The sequence below is a fragment of the Serratia sp. 22278 genome (genome assembly GCF_052045405.1).
In the GTDB taxonomy this organism is placed as follows: Bacteria; Pseudomonadota; Gammaproteobacteria; order Enterobacterales; family Enterobacteriaceae; genus Serratia; species Serratia marcescens.
This window is the reverse complement of record NZ_JBQEOW010000004.1, coordinates 164,105-181,375: the sequence shown is the minus strand read 5'-3', so window position 1 is coordinate 181,375 and position 17,271 is coordinate 164,105. Positions and strand designations below refer to the sequence as shown.

The 17,271-nt window shown below is 60.3% G+C and carries 14 protein-coding genes; 3 read left to right on the top strand and 11 right to left on the bottom strand.

The features are described from left to right. Nucleotides 1–76: 76 nt before the first annotated feature. The 3 genes from smdB to ACTJJ6_RS10670 all read right to left on the bottom strand — a co-directional run bounded on the left by smdB (nt 77) and on the right by ACTJJ6_RS10670 (nt 4,177). Nucleotides 77–1,855: a multidrug efflux ABC transporter permease/ATP-binding subunit SmdB gene (gene smdB, locus ACTJJ6_RS10680; protein WP_016928850.1), complete on the bottom strand. Its 1,779-nt coding sequence runs from the start codon at nt 1,853–1,855 to the stop codon at nt 77–79. Continuing rightward, nucleotides 1,848–3,623 (bottom strand): multidrug efflux ABC transporter permease/ATP-binding subunit SmdA, encoded by a 1,776-nt coding sequence (gene smdA / locus ACTJJ6_RS10675; protein WP_440801360.1) that lies wholly within the window; start codon nt 3,621–3,623, stop codon nt 1,848–1,850. Before smdA ends, smdB begins: the two co-directional genes overlap by 8 nt. A 92-nt stretch (nt 3,624–3,715) precedes the next feature. Further along, nucleotides 3,716–4,177, bottom strand: a complete 462-nt coding sequence (locus ACTJJ6_RS10670) for an Lrp/AsnC family transcriptional regulator (protein ID WP_004940330.1) — start codon at nt 4,175–4,177, stop codon at nt 3,716–3,718. A 122-nt stretch (nt 4,178–4,299) separates the two neighbouring features. On the opposite strand from ACTJJ6_RS10670, the gene ACTJJ6_RS10665 reads away from it, so the two are divergent. Then, the gene (locus ACTJJ6_RS10665) at nt 4,300–5,340 is read left to right on the top strand and encodes a PLP-dependent cysteine synthase family protein (protein ID WP_004940335.1); all 1,041 of its coding nucleotides are present in this window, start codon (nt 4,300–4,302) and stop codon (nt 5,338–5,340) included. A gap of 60 nt (nt 5,341–5,400) precedes the next feature. On the opposite strand, the gene cof is transcribed toward ACTJJ6_RS10665, so the two are convergent. Further along, nucleotides 5,401–6,225 (bottom strand): HMP-PP phosphatase, encoded by an 825-nt coding sequence (gene cof / locus ACTJJ6_RS10660; protein WP_033641140.1) that lies wholly within the window; start codon nt 6,223–6,225, stop codon nt 5,401–5,403. Nucleotides 6,226–6,329: 104 nt separating this feature from the next. On the opposite strand from cof, the gene ACTJJ6_RS10655 reads away from it, so the two are divergent. Then, nucleotides 6,330–8,045: an SgrR family transcriptional regulator gene (locus ACTJJ6_RS10655; protein WP_440801357.1), complete on the top strand. Its 1,716-nt coding sequence runs from the start codon at nt 6,330–6,332 to the stop codon at nt 8,043–8,045. Between the two features lie 115 nt (nt 8,046–8,160). Next, nucleotides 8,161–8,859 (top strand): 7-cyano-7-deazaguanine synthase QueC, encoded by a 699-nt coding sequence (gene queC, locus ACTJJ6_RS10650; protein WP_016928855.1) that lies wholly within the window; start codon nt 8,161–8,163, stop codon nt 8,857–8,859. A 36-nt stretch (nt 8,860–8,895) separates the two neighbouring features. Here queC and ACTJJ6_RS10645 read toward each other — a convergent pair whose 3' ends face one another. The 7 genes from ACTJJ6_RS10645 to clpP all read right to left on the bottom strand — a co-directional run bounded on the left by ACTJJ6_RS10645 (nt 8,896) and on the right by clpP (nt 17,115). Beyond that, a complete protein-coding gene (locus ACTJJ6_RS10645) occupies nt 8,896–9,309 on the bottom strand; it encodes an acyl-CoA thioesterase (RefSeq protein ID WP_004940344.1) in 414 nt (137 codons plus the stop codon). Between the two features lie 154 nt (nt 9,310–9,463). Next, nucleotides 9,464–9,838 carry a ComEA family DNA-binding protein gene (locus tag ACTJJ6_RS10640; RefSeq protein WP_016928856.1) on the bottom strand — a complete coding sequence of 125 codons (375 nt, stop codon included), beginning with the start codon at nt 9,836–9,838 and terminating at the stop codon, nt 9,464–9,466. A 138-nt stretch (nt 9,839–9,976) separates the two neighbouring features. After that, on the bottom strand, nt 9,977–11,860 hold the full coding sequence (gene ppiD, locus ACTJJ6_RS10635) for a peptidylprolyl isomerase (RefSeq protein WP_097102654.1): 1,884 nt from the start codon (nt 11,858–11,860) through the stop codon (nt 9,977–9,979). Nucleotides 11,861–12,038: 178 nt separating this feature from the next. Further along, nucleotides 12,039–12,311, bottom strand: coding sequence for a nucleoid-associated protein HU-beta (gene hupB, locus ACTJJ6_RS10630; RefSeq protein ID WP_004940351.1), 273 nt, complete (start codon nt 12,309–12,311; stop codon nt 12,039–12,041). 216 nt (nt 12,312–12,527) lie between these two features. Further along, complete coding sequence (lon, locus tag ACTJJ6_RS10625) at nt 12,528–14,882, bottom strand: endopeptidase La (RefSeq protein WP_004940352.1); 2,355 nt, start codon at nt 14,880–14,882, stop codon at nt 12,528–12,530. Between the two features lie 194 nt (nt 14,883–15,076). Further along, nucleotides 15,077–16,348: an ATP-dependent protease ATP-binding subunit ClpX gene (gene clpX, locus ACTJJ6_RS10620; protein ID WP_004940354.1), complete on the bottom strand. Its 1,272-nt coding sequence runs from the start codon at nt 16,346–16,348 to the stop codon at nt 15,077–15,079. Nucleotides 16,349–16,491: 143 nt separating this feature from the next. Then, a complete protein-coding gene (gene clpP, locus ACTJJ6_RS10615; protein ID WP_016928858.1) occupies nt 16,492–17,115 on the bottom strand; it encodes an ATP-dependent Clp endopeptidase proteolytic subunit ClpP in 624 nt (207 codons plus the stop codon). Nucleotides 17,116–17,271 lie beyond the last annotated feature (156 nt).

Sequence of the window (17,271 nt, the reverse complement as noted above, 5' to 3'; positions counted from 1 at the left end):
AAGGGGGCGTGGCCCAGATGGTTTGCCTGCTTATGGTGCGTTGGAAAGAAAGAAGGGCCGCGAGCGCGGCCCATGTTCAGGCGGGTTGGCTCTCCTCGCGCACCGCTTCCGCCAGTTGTTCGCCCGCCAACTGCAGCTGGTACATCTGGTAGTAACGCCCCTGCTGCGCCAGCAGCTGCTGATGGTTGCCCTGCTCCACCGCCTGGCCGCGATGCAGCACCAAAATGGAATCGGCATCGACGATGGTCGACAGCCGGTGGGCGATCACCACCAGCGTGGTGTGCTCGCGGATCGCACGCAGCGCGCGCTGGATAGCCTGTTCGGTGCCCGAGTCGATATTGGCGGTCGCCTCGTCGAGGATCAGGATTTGCGGCGCCTGCACCAAGACCCGCGCCATCGCCAGCAGCTGTTTCTGCCCGACCGACAGGTTATTGCCCTGCTCCCCCAGGCGGGTGTGGATACCCTGCGGGAAGCCGCGCACCAGATCCGCCAGCTGCACCGTTTCCAGCGCCCGCCAAACGGCGTCTTCCTCGATATTGCGCCCCAACGTGACGTTGGCCAGCACCGAATCGGCGATCACCACCGGATCCTGCTGCACCATCGCCACGCCCTGGCGCAGCGTGCGGTGTGACAAGCTGGAGATCGGGCGGCCATCGAGACGCACTTCCCCCTCGCTGACCGGGTAATAACCCATCAGCAGGTTAGCCAAGGTGCTCTTGCCGCTGCCGGTGTGCCCGACCAGCGCCACGAAGCCGCGCGACGGCACCGACAGCGAAATATGCTGCAGCACCTTTTTGTCCGCGCGGTAAGCGAAGCTCAGATCGGTGATGTCGATGCGGCCGCCGGCCAACGGACTATCGTCGGCGCCGTAGCTCTGCTGGCTGCGATCCATCAGTTCGAAAATACGTTCGCCGGCCACCACCGCCTGCTGCAGGATCGACTGTTGTGACGTCAGCTCGATCAGCGGTTCGTTCAAACGCCCCAGGTAGTTGATGAAGGCATAGAGCACGCCGACGCCAATCACGCCTTCGCCGCTGAAGCCGAACAACATCAGCAAACCGCACAGCACCAGCGCCGAAAACAGGCTGAGCAGCGGCCGCAGCAGGAAACCGTCGAGCCGCAGGGTCTGCATGCGCGCGAGATAGTGCGACTGGCTGGCGGCGCTCATGCGCTCGCCGAAGCGCACCTGCTGGCGGAATTGCTGGATCACGCCCATGCCGTTGATCACTTCGTTGAAACCGTCGTTGATGTCCGCCAGATAACTGCGCACCCGGCGCACGATCGGCGTGCTGTAATATTGATAAATGCCCATCACCACGAACACAGCCGGGAAGATGCAGATGGCCACCAGCGCCATGCGCCAGTCGAGGCTGAACATCGCCACCAGCATGGCGCCGATCAGCGCGGCGCTTTTCAGCACCGTGGAGACCACCATCACGTACAGATCCTTGATCACTTCGGTGTCGTTGGTAACGCGCGAGATCAATTGCCCGACCGGTTGCGTGTCGAAGGCGCTGAGCGGCTGGCGCAGCGCGGCGTCCATCACGTCGGTGCGCAGCCGCTGCACCACCCCCACCGCCGCCTGGTTGAACAGCAGCGCCTGGAAGTAGTGCAGCGCCGCCGCCAGCAGCTCCAGCAGAATGTAGGCCGCCGCCAGCCCGCCGACGATCATCAGCGGTAGTTGCCCTTTGGCGACGTAATTATCGATAAAATAGCTCACCAGGATCGGCCCGGCGACTTCCGCCGCCGCCGCGATCCACAGCATCAGCACCGCCAGCCCCAGCGGTTTGCGGTACGGCGAGCCGTAGGCCAGCAGCCGCTTCAGCGTCGGCCACAGCTTTTGCACTTTATTCATCGGCCAACGCCTCCTCGCCGTTTTCCGGCGCTTCGTCCAGCGCCGCTTCCAACTGCTGATAACGGTACATATCGCGATACCAGCCCGGCTGCGCCGCCAACGCCGCCGGATCGCCGCGCTGCGCCACGCCGCCGTGCTGCATCACCAGGATCTCGCTGGCTTCGGTCAATGCCGACAGCCGGTGCGCGCTGATGATCACCGTGCGATCTTGCCCCCAGCTGCGCAGGTTGTGCAGGATCTGGTGTTCGGTACGGCCATCCACCGCCGACAGCGCATCGTCGAGGATCAGGATTTCCGCATCCAGCAGCAGCGCTCGTGCAATAGAGATGCGCTGTTTCTGCCCGCCCGACAGCATCACGCCGCGTTCGCCCACCTCGGTGTCATAGCCCTGCGGCAGCCGCAGAATGTCCTCATGGACGCTGGCCAACCGCGCCGCCTGTTCGATCTGCGCCTGCGTCGCCCCCGGATGGCCCAGCGCGATGTTGTTCGCCACGGTATCGGAGAACAGGAACGGCGTTTGGCTCACCACCGACAATCGCGAACGCCAGTCGTCAAGTTTGACCTGCGGCAACGGCAGGCCGTGATAGCGGATCTGCCCTTGGTCGACGTCGAACTGGCGCTGGATCAGCGACAGTAATGTCGACTTACCGGCCCCGGTCGGCCCGCACAGCCCCAGCATCTGCCCCGGCTTCAACGTCAGCGCCACATTGTGCAGCGCCGGATGTGGGTTGTCCGGGTAGTGGAACGCGCGGATATCCACGTCCAGCACGCCGCGCCCGGCCGGCAACGCCTGCGGGCCATCCTGCACCGCCGGCGCCTCATCGAGCAGGCTGCGGATGCGGCTGTAGGCCGCGCTGCCGCGCTCGACGATATTGAACATCCAGGCCAGCGCCAGCATCGGCCAGATCATCAGGCCGAGGTACATCACAAAGCTGGTCAGTTGCCCGAGCGTCAGTGAACCGTTCACCACCATCCAGCTGCCGCCGCCGATGGCCAACAGGTTAGACGCGCCGATGGCGATATAAATGGTCGGATCGAAGCGCGCATCCACCCGCGCCACGTGCATGTTCTTGGCCCCGGTCTGCGCCGCGACATCGGCGAAGCGGTTCGATTGGTGATCTTCCAGCCCAAAGGCCTTGATCATGCGTATGCTGGTCATGCTTTCCTGCGCCTGATCGTTCAGGCTGGAAAACGCCGCCTGCGCCGATTTAAAGCGCTGGTGCAGCTGGTCGCCATAATATTTGATGGCGATCGCCATCAGCGGCATCGGGATTAACGCCAACACCGTCAGCTGCCAGCTGATTTGGGTGCTCATCACCACCAGCACCACCACCCCCATCACGAGCGAATCCACCAACGTCAGCACGCCTTCACCGGCGGCGAACACCACGCGATCCACATCGTTGGTGGCGCGCGCCATCAGGTCGCCGGTGCGGTGGCGCAGGTAGAACGCCGGGTTTTGTCGGCTGAGCTGGCGGTAAAAGTTTTCGCGCAGTTCGACCGCCAGCTGGTAGGAGGCGCCGAACAGCAATACCCGCCACACATAGCGCAGCAGGTAAACGACGATCGCGGTGCCGATCATCAGCCCGAGCCAGGCCATCAGCACGCCGGTGGACATCTGTTTTTCGGTGACGCCGTCCACGATGATGCCGACCAGCTTAGGCGGCAACAGTTGCAGGATGGCGATGACGATCAGCAGCACCACCGCCCCGAGGTAGCGGCGCCACTCCCGGCGGAAGTACCAGCCGATTTGTGCAAATAATCTCACGCAGTTTGATTCCAGGATTTTATGGGATTTGTCTCTTTTTCTGCTTCAGCAGAGCAGGATACCATCGTTGAGCCGCCCGTCCGGTGAACTTTTCACTCCGGCACCGGCAGCGCGGTGGTGTATTTGATTTTTTCCATGGCAAAGCTCGAGGTGACGTCAATAAGGCCCGGTACGCCGTTCACCAGGCGCTTATAAAAGCCGTCGTAGCTTTTCATGTCCGCCACTTCGACCTGCATCAGGTAGTCGTACTCCCCCGCCATCCGGTAGAACGCCAGCACCTCGGGCATTTGGCTGGTCAACTGCACAAACGCCTGATACCACTCGCTGCTGTGCTGCTGGGTCTTGATCAGCACGAACGCCGTCAACCCCAGGCCGAGCTTTTCATTATCCAGCAAGGCCACTCGGCCGCGAATATAGCCCTCGTCCTCCAGGCGCTTCAGCCGTTTCCAGCACGGCGTCGAGGTCAAATTGACCGCATCGGCCAGCGCCTGCAGCGACTGGGTGCAATCTTGCTGCAGCATGCACAGCAGCTTACGGTCTGTTTTATCTAACATAGCGGCCACCAGGAGAAAAATTTTCTCTCATTAGGCGATTAAACAGGGAAAATGGCAATCCTTTTTTCCCGCCGACAGGCTATGCTACGCCATAAACCAGCCCCCTATTCTGAGGCCAAATCATGACAAACTCTTGGGTAAAATATGCTATCGGTGAAATAGAAGCGGATTTTCAGCGCTCCGCCGATACGCATCTGATTCGCCTGAACCTGCCGGCGTTTCCCGGCATCTGCCTGTACCTGAAAGATGAGAGCACCCACCCGACCGGCAGCCTGAAACACCGCCTGGCGCGCTCGCTGTTCCTTTATGGCCTGTGCAACGGCTGGATCACCGAGAACACCACCATCATCGAGGCCTCTTCGGGCAGCACCGCGGTGTCCGAAGCCTACTTCGCCCGTCTGATCGGCCTGCCGTTCATCGCGGTGATGCCGTCCTGCACCGCGCGCCGCAAGGTGGAGCAGATCGCCTTCTATGGCGGCCGCTGTCACTTCGTCGATCACGCCGCCCAGATCTACGCCGCCTCCGAACAGCTGGCGAAAGAGCTGAACGGCCACTATATGGATCAGTTCACCTACGCCGAGCGCGCCACCGACTGGCGCGGCAATAACAACATCGCCGACAGCATCTTCCGCCAGATGGCGCGCGAACCCTTCCCGGTGCCGAAACACATCGTGATGAGCGCCGGCACCGGCGGCACCTCCGCCACGCTGGGGCGCTATATCCGCTATCAGGGGCACGACACCCAATTGACGGTGGTCGATCCGGAAAACTCGGTGTTCTATGACTGCTTCCACCACGGCGATCGCACCCTGATCGGCAGCTGCGGCAGCCGTATCGAAGGCATCGGCCGCCCGCGCGCCGAGCCGTCGTTCATCCCGTCGGTGGTCGACAACATGCTGCGCGTGCCGGATGCCGCCAGCGTCGCCACCATTCACTGGCTGGAAGGCGTGCTGGGCCGCAAGGTTGGCGCCTCTACCGGCACCAACGTTTGGGGTGCGCTGCAGTTGGCGAAGCAGATGCGGGAAAACGGCGAGCAAGGGGCGATCGTCACCCTGCTGTGCGACAGCGGCGAGCGTTATCTGGATACCTATTACAACCCGGAATGGGTCAGCAACAACATCGGCGATCTGCAGCCGTATCTCGCGCAGCTGGCGGATTTGTAACGCCAGGCTTCGGGTAAAAAAAAGCCGGGTAGTCATACCCGGCCGGCTGTAAGGAGAACCTCATTCTTCGGGGGAATAGGTGAGGCAAGGTGAACGCAGCCAATGTTGTAAATAGTGGGCCACCGCCTGTTGTTGGCAATGGCCGATAACCGGTAGCTGCGGCAGCAGGGATTTCAGCTGCGGCAGGGCGTTGCCCATCACCACGCCGTGCCCCACCGCTCCCAGCATCTCTTTGTCGTTCATCGCGTCGCCGAACGCCATGCAGTCGGCCATCGTCAGCCCCAGATGACGGCTCAACCGCTCCAGCGCCGTGCCTTTGTTGCAACCGAGCGGCAGCACCTCCAGACAGTCGTAGGCGGAAAAGCACAGGTCTGCCTCGTCGCCCAACTGCGCCCGCAGCTGCACCTGCAACGCCAGCAACTCTTCATGCGGCGCGACAAAGCACACCTTGCTGTTGCCGAACGCCGGCAGACGGCGCACATCGGCCAGTTGAAAACGAAAGCCGCTCAGGTGGTGCGCCCGCAGCATCTCTTCCGGCACGGGAAACTCGGTCAGCCAACCTTCGTCGCGGAATACATGCATGCTGGCACGGGTGCGCCAATGATGATGCAGCACCTCTTCGGCAATCTCCGCCGGCAGGTCGGTGGCGTGCAGCTGTTGGCCGCGGTTGTCATATACCCGCGTGCCGTTGCCGGTGATCAGGTAACCCTGCAGCCCCAGTTGCGCCATGATCGGTTGCGCATCGAGGTAGTGCCGCCCGGTGGCGAACGTCACCACCATCTCCCGCTCCACCAGCTGGTTCAGCACCGCCAGCGTTTCCGGACCAACCCGGTGATCCGGCATCAACAGCGTGCCGTCCATATCGAAAGCCGCCAGGCGATACATAAAGACCTCTTGAATGTGAACGCGATTACAATCACTGCAGTATGGGATGGCATTTGCGGAAGTAATAGTGAACAATTTGAAAAAACTGTTCCGGATTTCTGCCCATGCGCCTGGTTCACCGTCTCAGCCAATATCAACGCCTGTACCATCAGCTCGGCAGCGCGCCGGTCGCCGTGACCATCGGCGAGCTGGCGGCGATGTTCTACTGCAGCGAACGCCATGCCCGCACACTGGTGCAGCAGTTGCAGGATCAGGGCTGGCTGAGCTGGCATTCGCAGCCCGGCCGCGGCAAACGCGCCAGCCTGCACTGCCTGAAAACCCCGGATGAGCTGCGCGCGCAGCTGTTGCAGCAGCTGTTGCAACAGGGCAATCATCAGGGGGCGCTGGAGATGGCGCAGCTCGATCCGCAGCACCTGCAGGATCTGCTCAGCCCGCACCTCGGCGGGCAATGGCAGGCCGGCAGCCCGACGCTGCGCATTCCCTATTACCGCACGCTGGAAGCGCTCGACCCGCTCACGCTGACCGGCCGCGCCGAGCAACATCTGGTGTCGACCCTGCACGCCGGACTGACGCGCCTGATGACCGGTAACCCGGAACCGCAACCCGATCTGGCGCACCATTGGCAGATTAGCGATCGCGGCCTGCGCTGGCGCTTCTTTCTACGCAGCCAGCTGCGCTGGCACAACGGCGAACCGTTGACCGGCCACCAGCTGCTGCAAACGCTGGAAAAACTGCAGCGCCATCCGCGCAGCCAACCGAGCCTGGCTAACGTCGCGCGCATCAGCCTGCCGCATTCGCTGTGCATTCAGTTCGATCTGCACCTGCCGGACTACTGGCTGGCCCACCGGCTGGCGGAGCTGCCTTGCCTGATGACGCACCCGGAGCTGCCGGCCATCGGCGCCGGCCCGTTTAAGCTGACACTGAATGAGCCGCAACTGGTACGGCTGGAACAGCACGCCGGTTATCATCTGCAGCATCCGTATCTGGATACCATCGAATACTGGATCACCCCCGATTTACCTACCGCCGGCGCCGACGCCAGTTGCCAGCATCCGGTGCGCATCACCATAGGCCAGCAAGACGATTTAGCGCAGGCCCGGCCGGTGCAGCGCAGCATGAGCCTGGGCTGGTGTTATTTGGCGCTGAACCTGCGCCACGGCGTGCTGAGCGAAGCCCAGGGGCAAAAGCTGCTGATGCTGATCCAGCAGTCCGGCCTGCTGAACCATCTGCCGATCCCCAACAGCGTGATCACCCCCAGCCATGAAATGCTGCCCGGCTGGCGCATCCCGCACCAACAGGTCGAAGAGGACGTCGCCCTGCCCGCCCGGCTGACGCTGCTGTATCGGCCGCCGGTCGAGCTGGAAACGGTGACGGCCGCGCTACAGCGGTTGCTCGCGCAGCACGGCTGCGAGCTGGAAGTGCGCTACTACGCCGGCAAGCGCTGGCAAAGCGAGGAACAGATCGCCCAGGCCGACCTGCTGCTGGCGGACAACTTGATCGGCGAGGCGCCGGAGGCGACGCTGGAGAGCTGGCTGCGTCAGGATACGCTGTGGCGCGGCATCCTCACGGAAAACCGCTGGCAGCAGCAACAGGATATGCTGCGGCAGATCCAGCAGCTGCAGGCGCAGCAACCGCGCTTCGAACAACTGCAGGCCTATTATCAACAGCTGATGGCCGCCGCCATCATCACGCCGCTGTTTCACTACCAGTATCAGATCAGCGCACCGCCGCGCATGCATGGCGTGACGCTGACCGCGCACGGCTGGTTCGATTTTTGCCAGGCGTGGCTGCCGCCGCCGGTGGATGACGCACCGGCCTGAGCCGAACCGCCCTGCGCCTGGCGGCCCTTTCTGCTACTATTGTCGCCGCAACGCAATTTTTATCCTGCCGCCCGAATGTGTATCGGGAGAGGCCAAAGCCCAAAAAGGTGATTTTATGAAGCGCGCGGTTGTCGTTTTCAGCGGTGGACAAGACTCCACGACCTGCTTGATCCAGGCATTGCAACAGTATGACGAAGTTCACTGCGTCACGTTCGATTACGGCCAGCGCCATCGTGCCGAGATTGAAGTGGCTCAAGCGCTGTCGGTAGCCCTCGGCGCCAAGGCGCACAAGGTGCTGGACGTGACGCTGCTCAATGAGCTGGCCGTCAGCAGCCTGACGCGCGACAATATTCCGGTTCCCGCCTACGATCCCAACCAGAAAAATGCGCTGCCGAGCACCTTCGTGCCGGGCCGCAACATCCTGTTCCTGACGCTGGCGGCGATCTACGCCTACCAGGTCGAAGCGGAAGCGGTGATCACCGGCGTGTGTGAAACCGATTTCTCCGGCTACCCGGATTGCCGCGACGAGTTCGTTAAAGCGCTGAACAAGGCGGTGACGCTGGGTATCGCCCGCGATATCCGCTTCGAAACGCCGCTGATGTGGCTGAACAAGGCCGAGACCTGGGCGCTGGCGGATTATTACCACCAGCTGGATCGCGTACGCCAGGATACGCTGACCTGCTACAACGGCATCAAGGGTGACGGCTGCGGCGAGTGCGCCGCCTGCAACCTGCGCGCCAATGGCCTGACGCAGTACCGGGCCAACCAGGCAGAAGTGATGGCGGCGTTGAAACAGAAAGCCGGCCTGGCCTGAGGGCAGTGACGGCGGCAGCCTCTGCCGCCCGTGAGCTTACTGCGGATTATCCTTCAGCGTGAGCGCCTCCAGGTGCTCGCGCAATTCGCCTTCGATCGGCAGCGCCCGCTGCGTTTTCAGATCGACGCACACGAAAGTCAGCAGCGCGTCTGCCACCGGCGTCCCCGCCGGATCCTGCGTCACCTTTTGGCTCAGCACCCCGCTCTTGCCGTTGAGCTGCACCATCTGGCTGTCGATACGCAGCTTATCCCCCAATACCGCCGGGCTGCGGTAATTGATATTGATGTTCACCACGATGAAAGCGATGTTGTTTTCCGTCATCCAGCGGAACCCGGCTTCGTTCTCCAACCACTCCCAACGCGCCTCTTCCAGAAACTCCAGATAGCGGGCGTTGTTAACGTGCTGGTAAACATCAAGGTGATAACCGCGAACTTTGATAAAGGTTTGCATAGGGAACGATCGCTCCTGCCTGGTGATTACAGAAAGAGGGAGCCACGCTGGCTCCCTCGCCCGTTTGGTCAACGCGCCAAACTGGTAAGACCTGTAAAATGTAGCAGAGGAGTCACGGCCTCAGCGGCATTTTGCCACGCAGCCGCGACCGGGATCACATTTTCAGCCGGGTGCGGTTCTTCTCAAACAGCGCCGGCCCGATGCCCGGCACCTCCTGCAACTGCTCAACCTGGGTGAACGGCCCGTTCTGTTCGCGATAGCGCACGATGCCTTCCGCCTTCTTCAGACCGACGCCGCTCAAGGCGGCGGCCAGCTGTTCGGCGGTGGCCTGATTGATGCTGACCGCCGCCTCTTCGGTTGCCTTGGTCATCACCGATTGCCCGCCATTGCCCACTGGTGTTGAGAGCATGGGCGCCTCGTTTTTTTCCACCGCGGCGGCCGGCCCGGCCAGGCATAACAACAGCGCGGTCAGCGCGGCGTTAACGTGACGACGGTAACCGAAAAACGCTTTTTTCTCTGAATATTGCATGCTGTATCCTCCTTGTGTGTGACAGCACGGCTACCTTGCCGCGGCGGCGGATATTCAGCAATCGACGGATGTCAGATATGGAAAAGGCCGCGAAAGCGGCCTTTGTTTGTTGCACTGCGTTGCAGAAAAATGCGGCGATTACTGAGGCTGTTGCTCAGCGGCGCCCATTTTGATCTTGGCTTCTTTACGCAGGCTCGCCAGCAGCGAATCGAAGGAGACGCCGGTCGCGCCCTCTTCCATCTTGCCGACGAAGGTTTTCATTTCGTCTTCCGGCAGCGTGCCCGGCTTCACCGCATCAAGCGCAATCAGCACCACGTTGTCCTGGCGATCCTGCGACATGCCGTACACCGGTTTGCCGTCCTGCGGGTGCGGCAGCGCGAACACGCTCTCCACCAGCTGGCTGTCTTCCGGCGCGCGCGCCATCTTCTGCACGGCGCCAAAGCTCAGGCCGGCGGCTTTCATCGCTTCGTCGCCCTTGCCCTGCTTCAGCTCAACCAACAGCTTCTCGCCCTGCAGCTTCGCTGCCTGCAGCGCCTTGTTGCGTTTCACCAGTTCCGCCACGCGGTCTTTTACCTGGTCTAACGGTTCGATGCCTTCCGGCTTGTGGCCGCTCACGCGCACCACGAAGGCGCGGTCGCCGTCTACGGTGATCACGTCGGAGTTGCTGCCCGGCGCGCCGTTCTCGCCGATCAGCGAGCCGTCGAAGATCGCCTGCACCACCGGCTTGAAGTTCAGCGCGGCAGGAATGTTGTCACGGGTGAACCAGTCGCTTTGCGCCGCTTTCACGCCGGCCGCTTCTTCAGCCGAGGCCAGAGATTCGTTGTCGCTGGTCGCCGCTTCGCTCACCTTCTGCTGCAGCGCGTAATACGCGTCTACCGCTTTCTCCTGCTGCACCTGCTTGGCGATAGCGTCATGCACGTCGCTCAGCGGTTTCAGTTTCTCAGGTTCGATGTCGTTCAAACGCACGATCAGGAAGCCGACAGAGGATTTCACCACGCCGGACAGCTGCCCTTTCTCGGTCAGGTTAGCCTGCTTCAGCTCATCGGCGGTGGTTTCCGGCTCCAGCCACCCCAGTTCGCCGCCGGTGCGGCGCGAGATGATGTCGGTGGATTTCTCTTTCGCCAGCGTGGCGAAATCGGCGCCCTTCTTCAGCTCGTCCAGCGCCGCGTTGGCTTCCGCCTCGGTTTTCAACTGGATCACGCTGTAGTTTTTACGCTCAGGCTGGCCGTAGCTGCTCTTGTGCTGGTCGTAGTAAGCGCTGATGTCCTCTTCGCTCACTTTCACCTTGTCCTGCATGGACGCGGCGTCCAGCGGGATATAGCTCACCTTCACCTGCTCCGGGGCGATGAAGCTGTTCTTGTTCTGATCGTAATACGCCTTCAGTTCGTCGTCGCCGGCGCTTTGTTTCGCCTGCAGCGCTTTCAAATCGATGGTCGCCAGGCGCACGTCGCGCTCCTGCAGCACCAGCGCCGCCATGGCTTGCGATTCAGACGGCAGCACGAAACCGGACTCGCCGAAGGCCTGGATCACCTGCTGATTGACCAACTGCTGACGCATCGACTGCGCGAAGTTGTCGGCGGTGTAACCCATGCGGCCGATCAGATCGAGATATTTGGCGTTATCGAACTGGCCGTTGGTCTGGAAGTAAGGCGCCTTGCGGATGGCGTCCTTGATCTGATCGTCGCTGACCGCCAGGCCCAGCTTTTTGGCATACTGGTCGAGCAGCATGTTGTCGATCAACTGGGACAACACCTGACGGCGCATCTGCTGCATGTAGCCTTCGTTGCCGGCCAGCGCAGAGAACTGGTCACCCAGCTGCTGCTGCATGCGGCTGCGCTCGCTTTGGAAAGCCTGTTCCAGCTGAGCGCGTTCGATCGTCTGACCATTTACTTTCGCAGCATAATCGCCGGAGCCGCCGATCAGGTAGTTACCCACCCCGGTCAGAACGAATGACAGGATGATCAGGGCCAGGATGATTTTGAGCACGACGTGATTGGCAGCCGCGCGTAAATTGTCCATCATAGTGTGACAACACTCCGCTGTGATGTGGATTAACAACCCTTGCGCAGGCGCGTTCCCTGCGACAAAAATAAAAAAAGCGCATCAGTCCGATGCGCCTTGTATCTTACCTTACCAGCACCGCTGCGTCAGGTGATTGTTTATTACAAAACCCTGTTACGCTAAACGGTTAGACGCTAAATCAGTTTACAGCGTCTTTCAGCGCTTTCCCTGCACGGAAGGCAGGTACTTTGGCTGCCGCGATCTTGATCTCTTTACCGGTCTGCGGGTTGCGGCCGGTACGGGCCGAACGTTCACGCACGGTAAAGGAACCGAAACCTACCAGAGCCACGTCATCCCCTGCTTTCAGGGAGTCGGTAACGGAAGCGATTACTGCGTCTAAAGCACGTCCCGCTGCCGCTTTGGAAATATCAGCACCTGCGGCAATCTTGTCGATCAGTTGTGACTTATTCACTCTATCATCCCCTCTAGAATTCTATCGTCGCACCGAAAAATCCCTACGGTTGCGACAGCGCAGCTGTTATATCAATCCCATCGAACCTTGGCAAGCCACCGACTGGGTGACAAAACGCGGGCCGACAGAGATCTAACTTAGCGGTACAAAAAAATACTGGCAAGTCCGAAATGGCTTGCCAGTATAAGTTTTATCAATGGTTTTTGCGATTCGTCACTATTTTGCCGCTACCGGCAGTGCGCCGAAGGCCGGGTTTTGCAACGCAATGTTCAAAACTTCATCGATTCGCTGCACCGGATGAATCTCCAGATCGGCGATAACATTGTCCGGAATCTCTTCCAGATCGCGCTTGTTCTCGTAAGGGATCAGCACGGTTTTGATGCCGCCACGATGCGCCGCCAACAGTTTCTCTTTCAGGCCGCCGATCGGCAACACCTGACCACGCAGCGTGATCTCGCCGGTCATCGCCACATCGGCGCGTACCGGGTTGCCGGTCAGGCAGGAGACCAGCGCGGTGCACATCGCGATACCGGCGCTCGGGCCGTCTTTCGGCGTCGCCCCTTCCGGCACGTGCACGTGGATGTCGCGTTTCTCGTAGAAATCGGCGTTGATGCCCAATTTCTCCGCGCGCGCGCGCACCACGGTCAGCGCCGCCTGAATCGATTCCTGCATCACTTCACCCAGAGAACCGGTGTAGGTCAGCTTGCCTTTGCCCGGCACGCAGGCGGTTTCGATGGTCAGCAGATCGCCGCCCACTTCCGTCCACGCCAGCCCGGTGACTTCGCCCACGCGGTTTTCGGTATCCGCACGGCCGTAATCGACGCGCTGCACGCCCAGGTAATCCTTCAGGTTGTCGCCGTTGATCTCGATATGCTTGCGCTTCTTGTCCATCAGCAACGTTTTCACCGCTTTACGGCACAGCTTGGAGATTTCACGCTCCAGGCTACGCACCCCGGCTTCGCGGGTGTAGAAGCGAATGATGCCGATGATGGCGCTGTCGTCGACCGTCAGTTCGCCTTTTTTCAGCGCATTGCGCTCAAGCTGCTTCGGCAGCAGGTGCTGTTTGGCGATGTTGAGCTTCTCGTCCTCGGTATAACCCGACAGGCGGATCACTTCCATACGGTCCAGCAGCGGCGCAGGAATGTTCATCGAGTTCGAGGTGGCGACGAACATCACGTCGGACAGATCGTAATCCACTTCCAGATAGTGGTCGTTGAACGCCACGTTCTGTTCCGGATCCAGCACCTCCAGCAGAGCGGAAGCCGGATCGCCGCGCATGTCGGAAGACATCTTGTCGATCTCATCCAGCAGGAACAGCGGGTTCTTCACCCCAACCTTGGCCATCTTCTGGATCAGTTTGCCCGGCATCGAACCGATGTAGGTACGACGGTGACCGCGGATTTCCGCTTCGTCACGCACGCCGCCCAGCGCCATGCGCACGTACTGGCGACCGGTCGCTTTGGCGATCGACTGCCCCAGCGAGGTTTTACCCACGCCCGGCGGCCCCACCAGACACAGGATCGGCCCCTTGATTTTGCTGACGCGACTCTGCACCGCGAGGTACTCGAGGATGCGATCCTTGACGCGCTCCAGGCCGTAGTGATCGGTATCGAGCACTTCCTGCGCCTTGTTCAGGTCTTTTTTCACCTTGCTGCGCGCATTCCACGGCACCTGCAGCATCCAGTCGATGTAGCCGCGCACCACGGTCGCTTCCGCCGACATCGGCGACATCATCTTCAGCTTTTGCAGTTCCGCTTCGGTTTTTTCGCGCGCCTCTTTCGGCATTTTCGCCGCATCGATCTTGCGCTTCAGCGCTTCGTGCTCGTCCGGCGCGTCGTCCATCTCGCCCAGTTCTTTCTGAATCGCCTTCATCTGCTCATTCAGATAGTACTCGCGCTGGCTCTTCTCCATCTGCTTCTTGACGCGGTTACGGATGCGTTTCTCAACCTGCAGCAGGTCGATCTCCGATTCCATCATCGCCATCAGGTATTCCAGACGCTCGGTGATGTCGGACATCTCGAGCACCGACTGCTTATCGCTGAGTTTCAGCGGCATATGGGCGGCGATGGTGTCCGCCAGGCGCGCGGCGTCGTCGATGCTGTTGAGTGAAGTCAGCACCTCCGGCGGGATTTTTTTGTTCAGTTTGATATAGCCTTCAAACTGATTGATCGCGGTGCGCACCAGCACTTCCTGCTCGCGCTCGTCGATAGCCGGCGACTCAAGGTATTCCGCCTGCGCGGCGAAATGCTCACCGCTGTCGGACAGCGTAGTGATGCGTGCGCGCTGCAGCCCCTCGACCAGCACTTTTACCGTGCCGTCCGGCAGCTTCAGCATCTGCAGGATCGACGCTACGGTGCCGACCGAGAACAAGTCGTTAATGCCAGGTTCATCCGTTGAGGCCTCTTTCTGTGCCACCAGCATGATCTTCTTATCGTGATCCATTGCGGCTTCGAGGCACCGAATCGATTTTTCCCGGCCAACAAATAACGGGATCACCATGTGCGGATAAACCACCACGTCGCGCAATGGCAAAACGGGGATTTCAATGCGTTCGGAACGCTCAGGGTTCATAGAGCTCTCTCTTAGTTTAATTTCCGCCAGGTTGAGGGGGAATCTCATGAGACGCAAGCATCTAACGTTTCATAAAATCTGGTTAATGAGTATATGGGGATGAATCTCTTACATTCAACGGCAAGAATGCAGGAAAAAGAAATGGGGGATGAAATCCCCCATTTTGCTGATAACGCGCTGGTTTAACTGGCTAATTATTCGCCAGACGCCTGGGCTTCAGGCTTGCCGTAAATCAGCAGCGGTTTGGATTGGCCGGCGATCACCGACTCGTCGATCACCACTTTGTCTACGCTGTCCATCGACGGCAGATCGTACATGGTGTCGAGCAGCGCGCCTTCCACGATGGAACGCAGGCCGCGTGCGCCGGTTTTGCGCGCCATGGCTTTCTTGGCGATGGCGTTCAGCGCTTCGTCGCGGAACTCCAGCTCCACGCCTTCCAGATTGAACAGCGCCTGATACTGCTTGGTCAGGGCGTTCTTCGGCTCTTTCAGGATCTGAATCAGCGCGTCTTCGCTCAGCTCGCTCAGGGTCGCCACCACCGGCAGACGGCCGATGAACTCAGGGATCAGACCAAACTTGATCAAATCTTCCGGTTCGGCCTGCAGCAGCAGTTCGCCTTCGGTGGCCTTCTCGGACTCGCCCTTGACGGTCGCGCCGAAGCCGATGCCGGAGCCGGTGTTGACGCGTTGACCGATCACCTTATCCAGGCCGGCGAATGCGCCGCCGCAGATAAACAGGATCTTGGAAGTATCGACCTGCAGGAATTCCTGTTGCGGATGCTTGCGCCCGCCCTGCGGCGGAACCGCGGCGATGGTGCCTTCAATCAGCTTCAGCAGCGCCTGCTGCACGCCTTCACCCGAGACGTCACGCGTGATCGACGGGTTGTCGGACTTACGGGAAATCTTATCGATTTCATCGATATAAACGATGCCGCGCTGCGCTTTCTGCACGTCATAGTCGCATTTTTGCAACAGCTTCTGGATAATATTTTCCACGTCCTCGCCCACATAACCGGCTTCGGTCAGCGTGGTGGCGTCGGCCATGGTGAACGGCACGTCCAGGAAGCGCGCCAGCGTTTCCGCCAGCAGAGTTTTGCCGCTGCCGGTCGGGCCGATCAGCAAGATGTTGCTCTTGCCCAACTCGATACCGTTGCTGGTATCGCCGTTGCGCAGGCGTTTGTAGTGGTTGTACACCGCAACCGCCAGCACTTTCTTCGCCTGCTCCTGGCCGATGACGTAGTCATCCAGGTGGTGGCGGATCTCGTGCGGCGTCGGCAGCGCACTGCGCTCACGATGCGGGGCAACTTCTTTAATCTCTTCGCGAATAATGTCGTTACACAGATCGACACATTCATCGCAGATATACACTGACGGCCCGGCAATCAGCTTACGCACTTCATGCTGGCTTTTGCCGCAAAAAGAGCAGTACAGCAGCTTTCCTGAACCGTCTTTGCGCTTATCTGTCATCAGTCAAACCTCTTCTTTAGTCTTGTCCCGCAGGAAAATCACGGCGGCAGTGCGCCCAAACTCATATCGGGAACGCCGAGGGGCTACAACAGAGCGAGCCCCTGCCCACTCTGATTACTATAGTCCATCGGCGCCGCGTGGTTCTAGCTGCGGTGTGTCAGAATGCCGTCAACCAGGCCGTATTCCACGGCTTCTTCCGCGGTCATAAAGCGATCGCGCTCGGTGTCGCGCTCGATCTGCTCCAGCGGCTGGCCGGTATGCTCGGCCATCAGTTCGTTCATGCGCGCTTTCACCTTGAGGATTTCACGCGCGTGGATTTCGATGTCCGTCGCCTGGCCCTGGTAGCCGCCCAGCGGCTGGTGAATCATCACGCGCGAGTTCGGCAGGCAGAAACGTTTGCCTTTGGCGCCCGCGGTCAGCAGGAAGGAGCCCATCGAGCACGCCTGGCCCATACAGATGGTGCTGACGTCAGGCTTGATGAACTTCATGGTGTCGTAAATCGACATGCCCGCGGTGATCACCCCGCCCGGCGAGTTGATGTAGAGGAAAATGTCTTTTTCCGGGCTTTCCGCTTCGAGGAACAGCATTTGCGCCACGATCAGGTTGGCCATGTGATCTTCCACCTGGCCGGTCAGGAAAATGATGCGCTCTTTCAGCAGGCGGGAATAAATGTCGTAAGAACGCTCCCCGCGTGAAGTCTGCTCTACCACCATCGGCACCAGCGCCATGTTCGGTGCAAATTGATCTCGTTCGCCACTGTATGACATTACCGTCTCCTAATAGAAATTGCCTTGGCGGCCAGGGTGTCACCCTAATACGCCGATTCTACTTGAGAACGGCCATGATGACTATGCTCAAGCATTCGACCCGCGCCGCACGTACCCGACGGTTAGTTTATCCCGCGCACTTTGGCAAACAGCCCC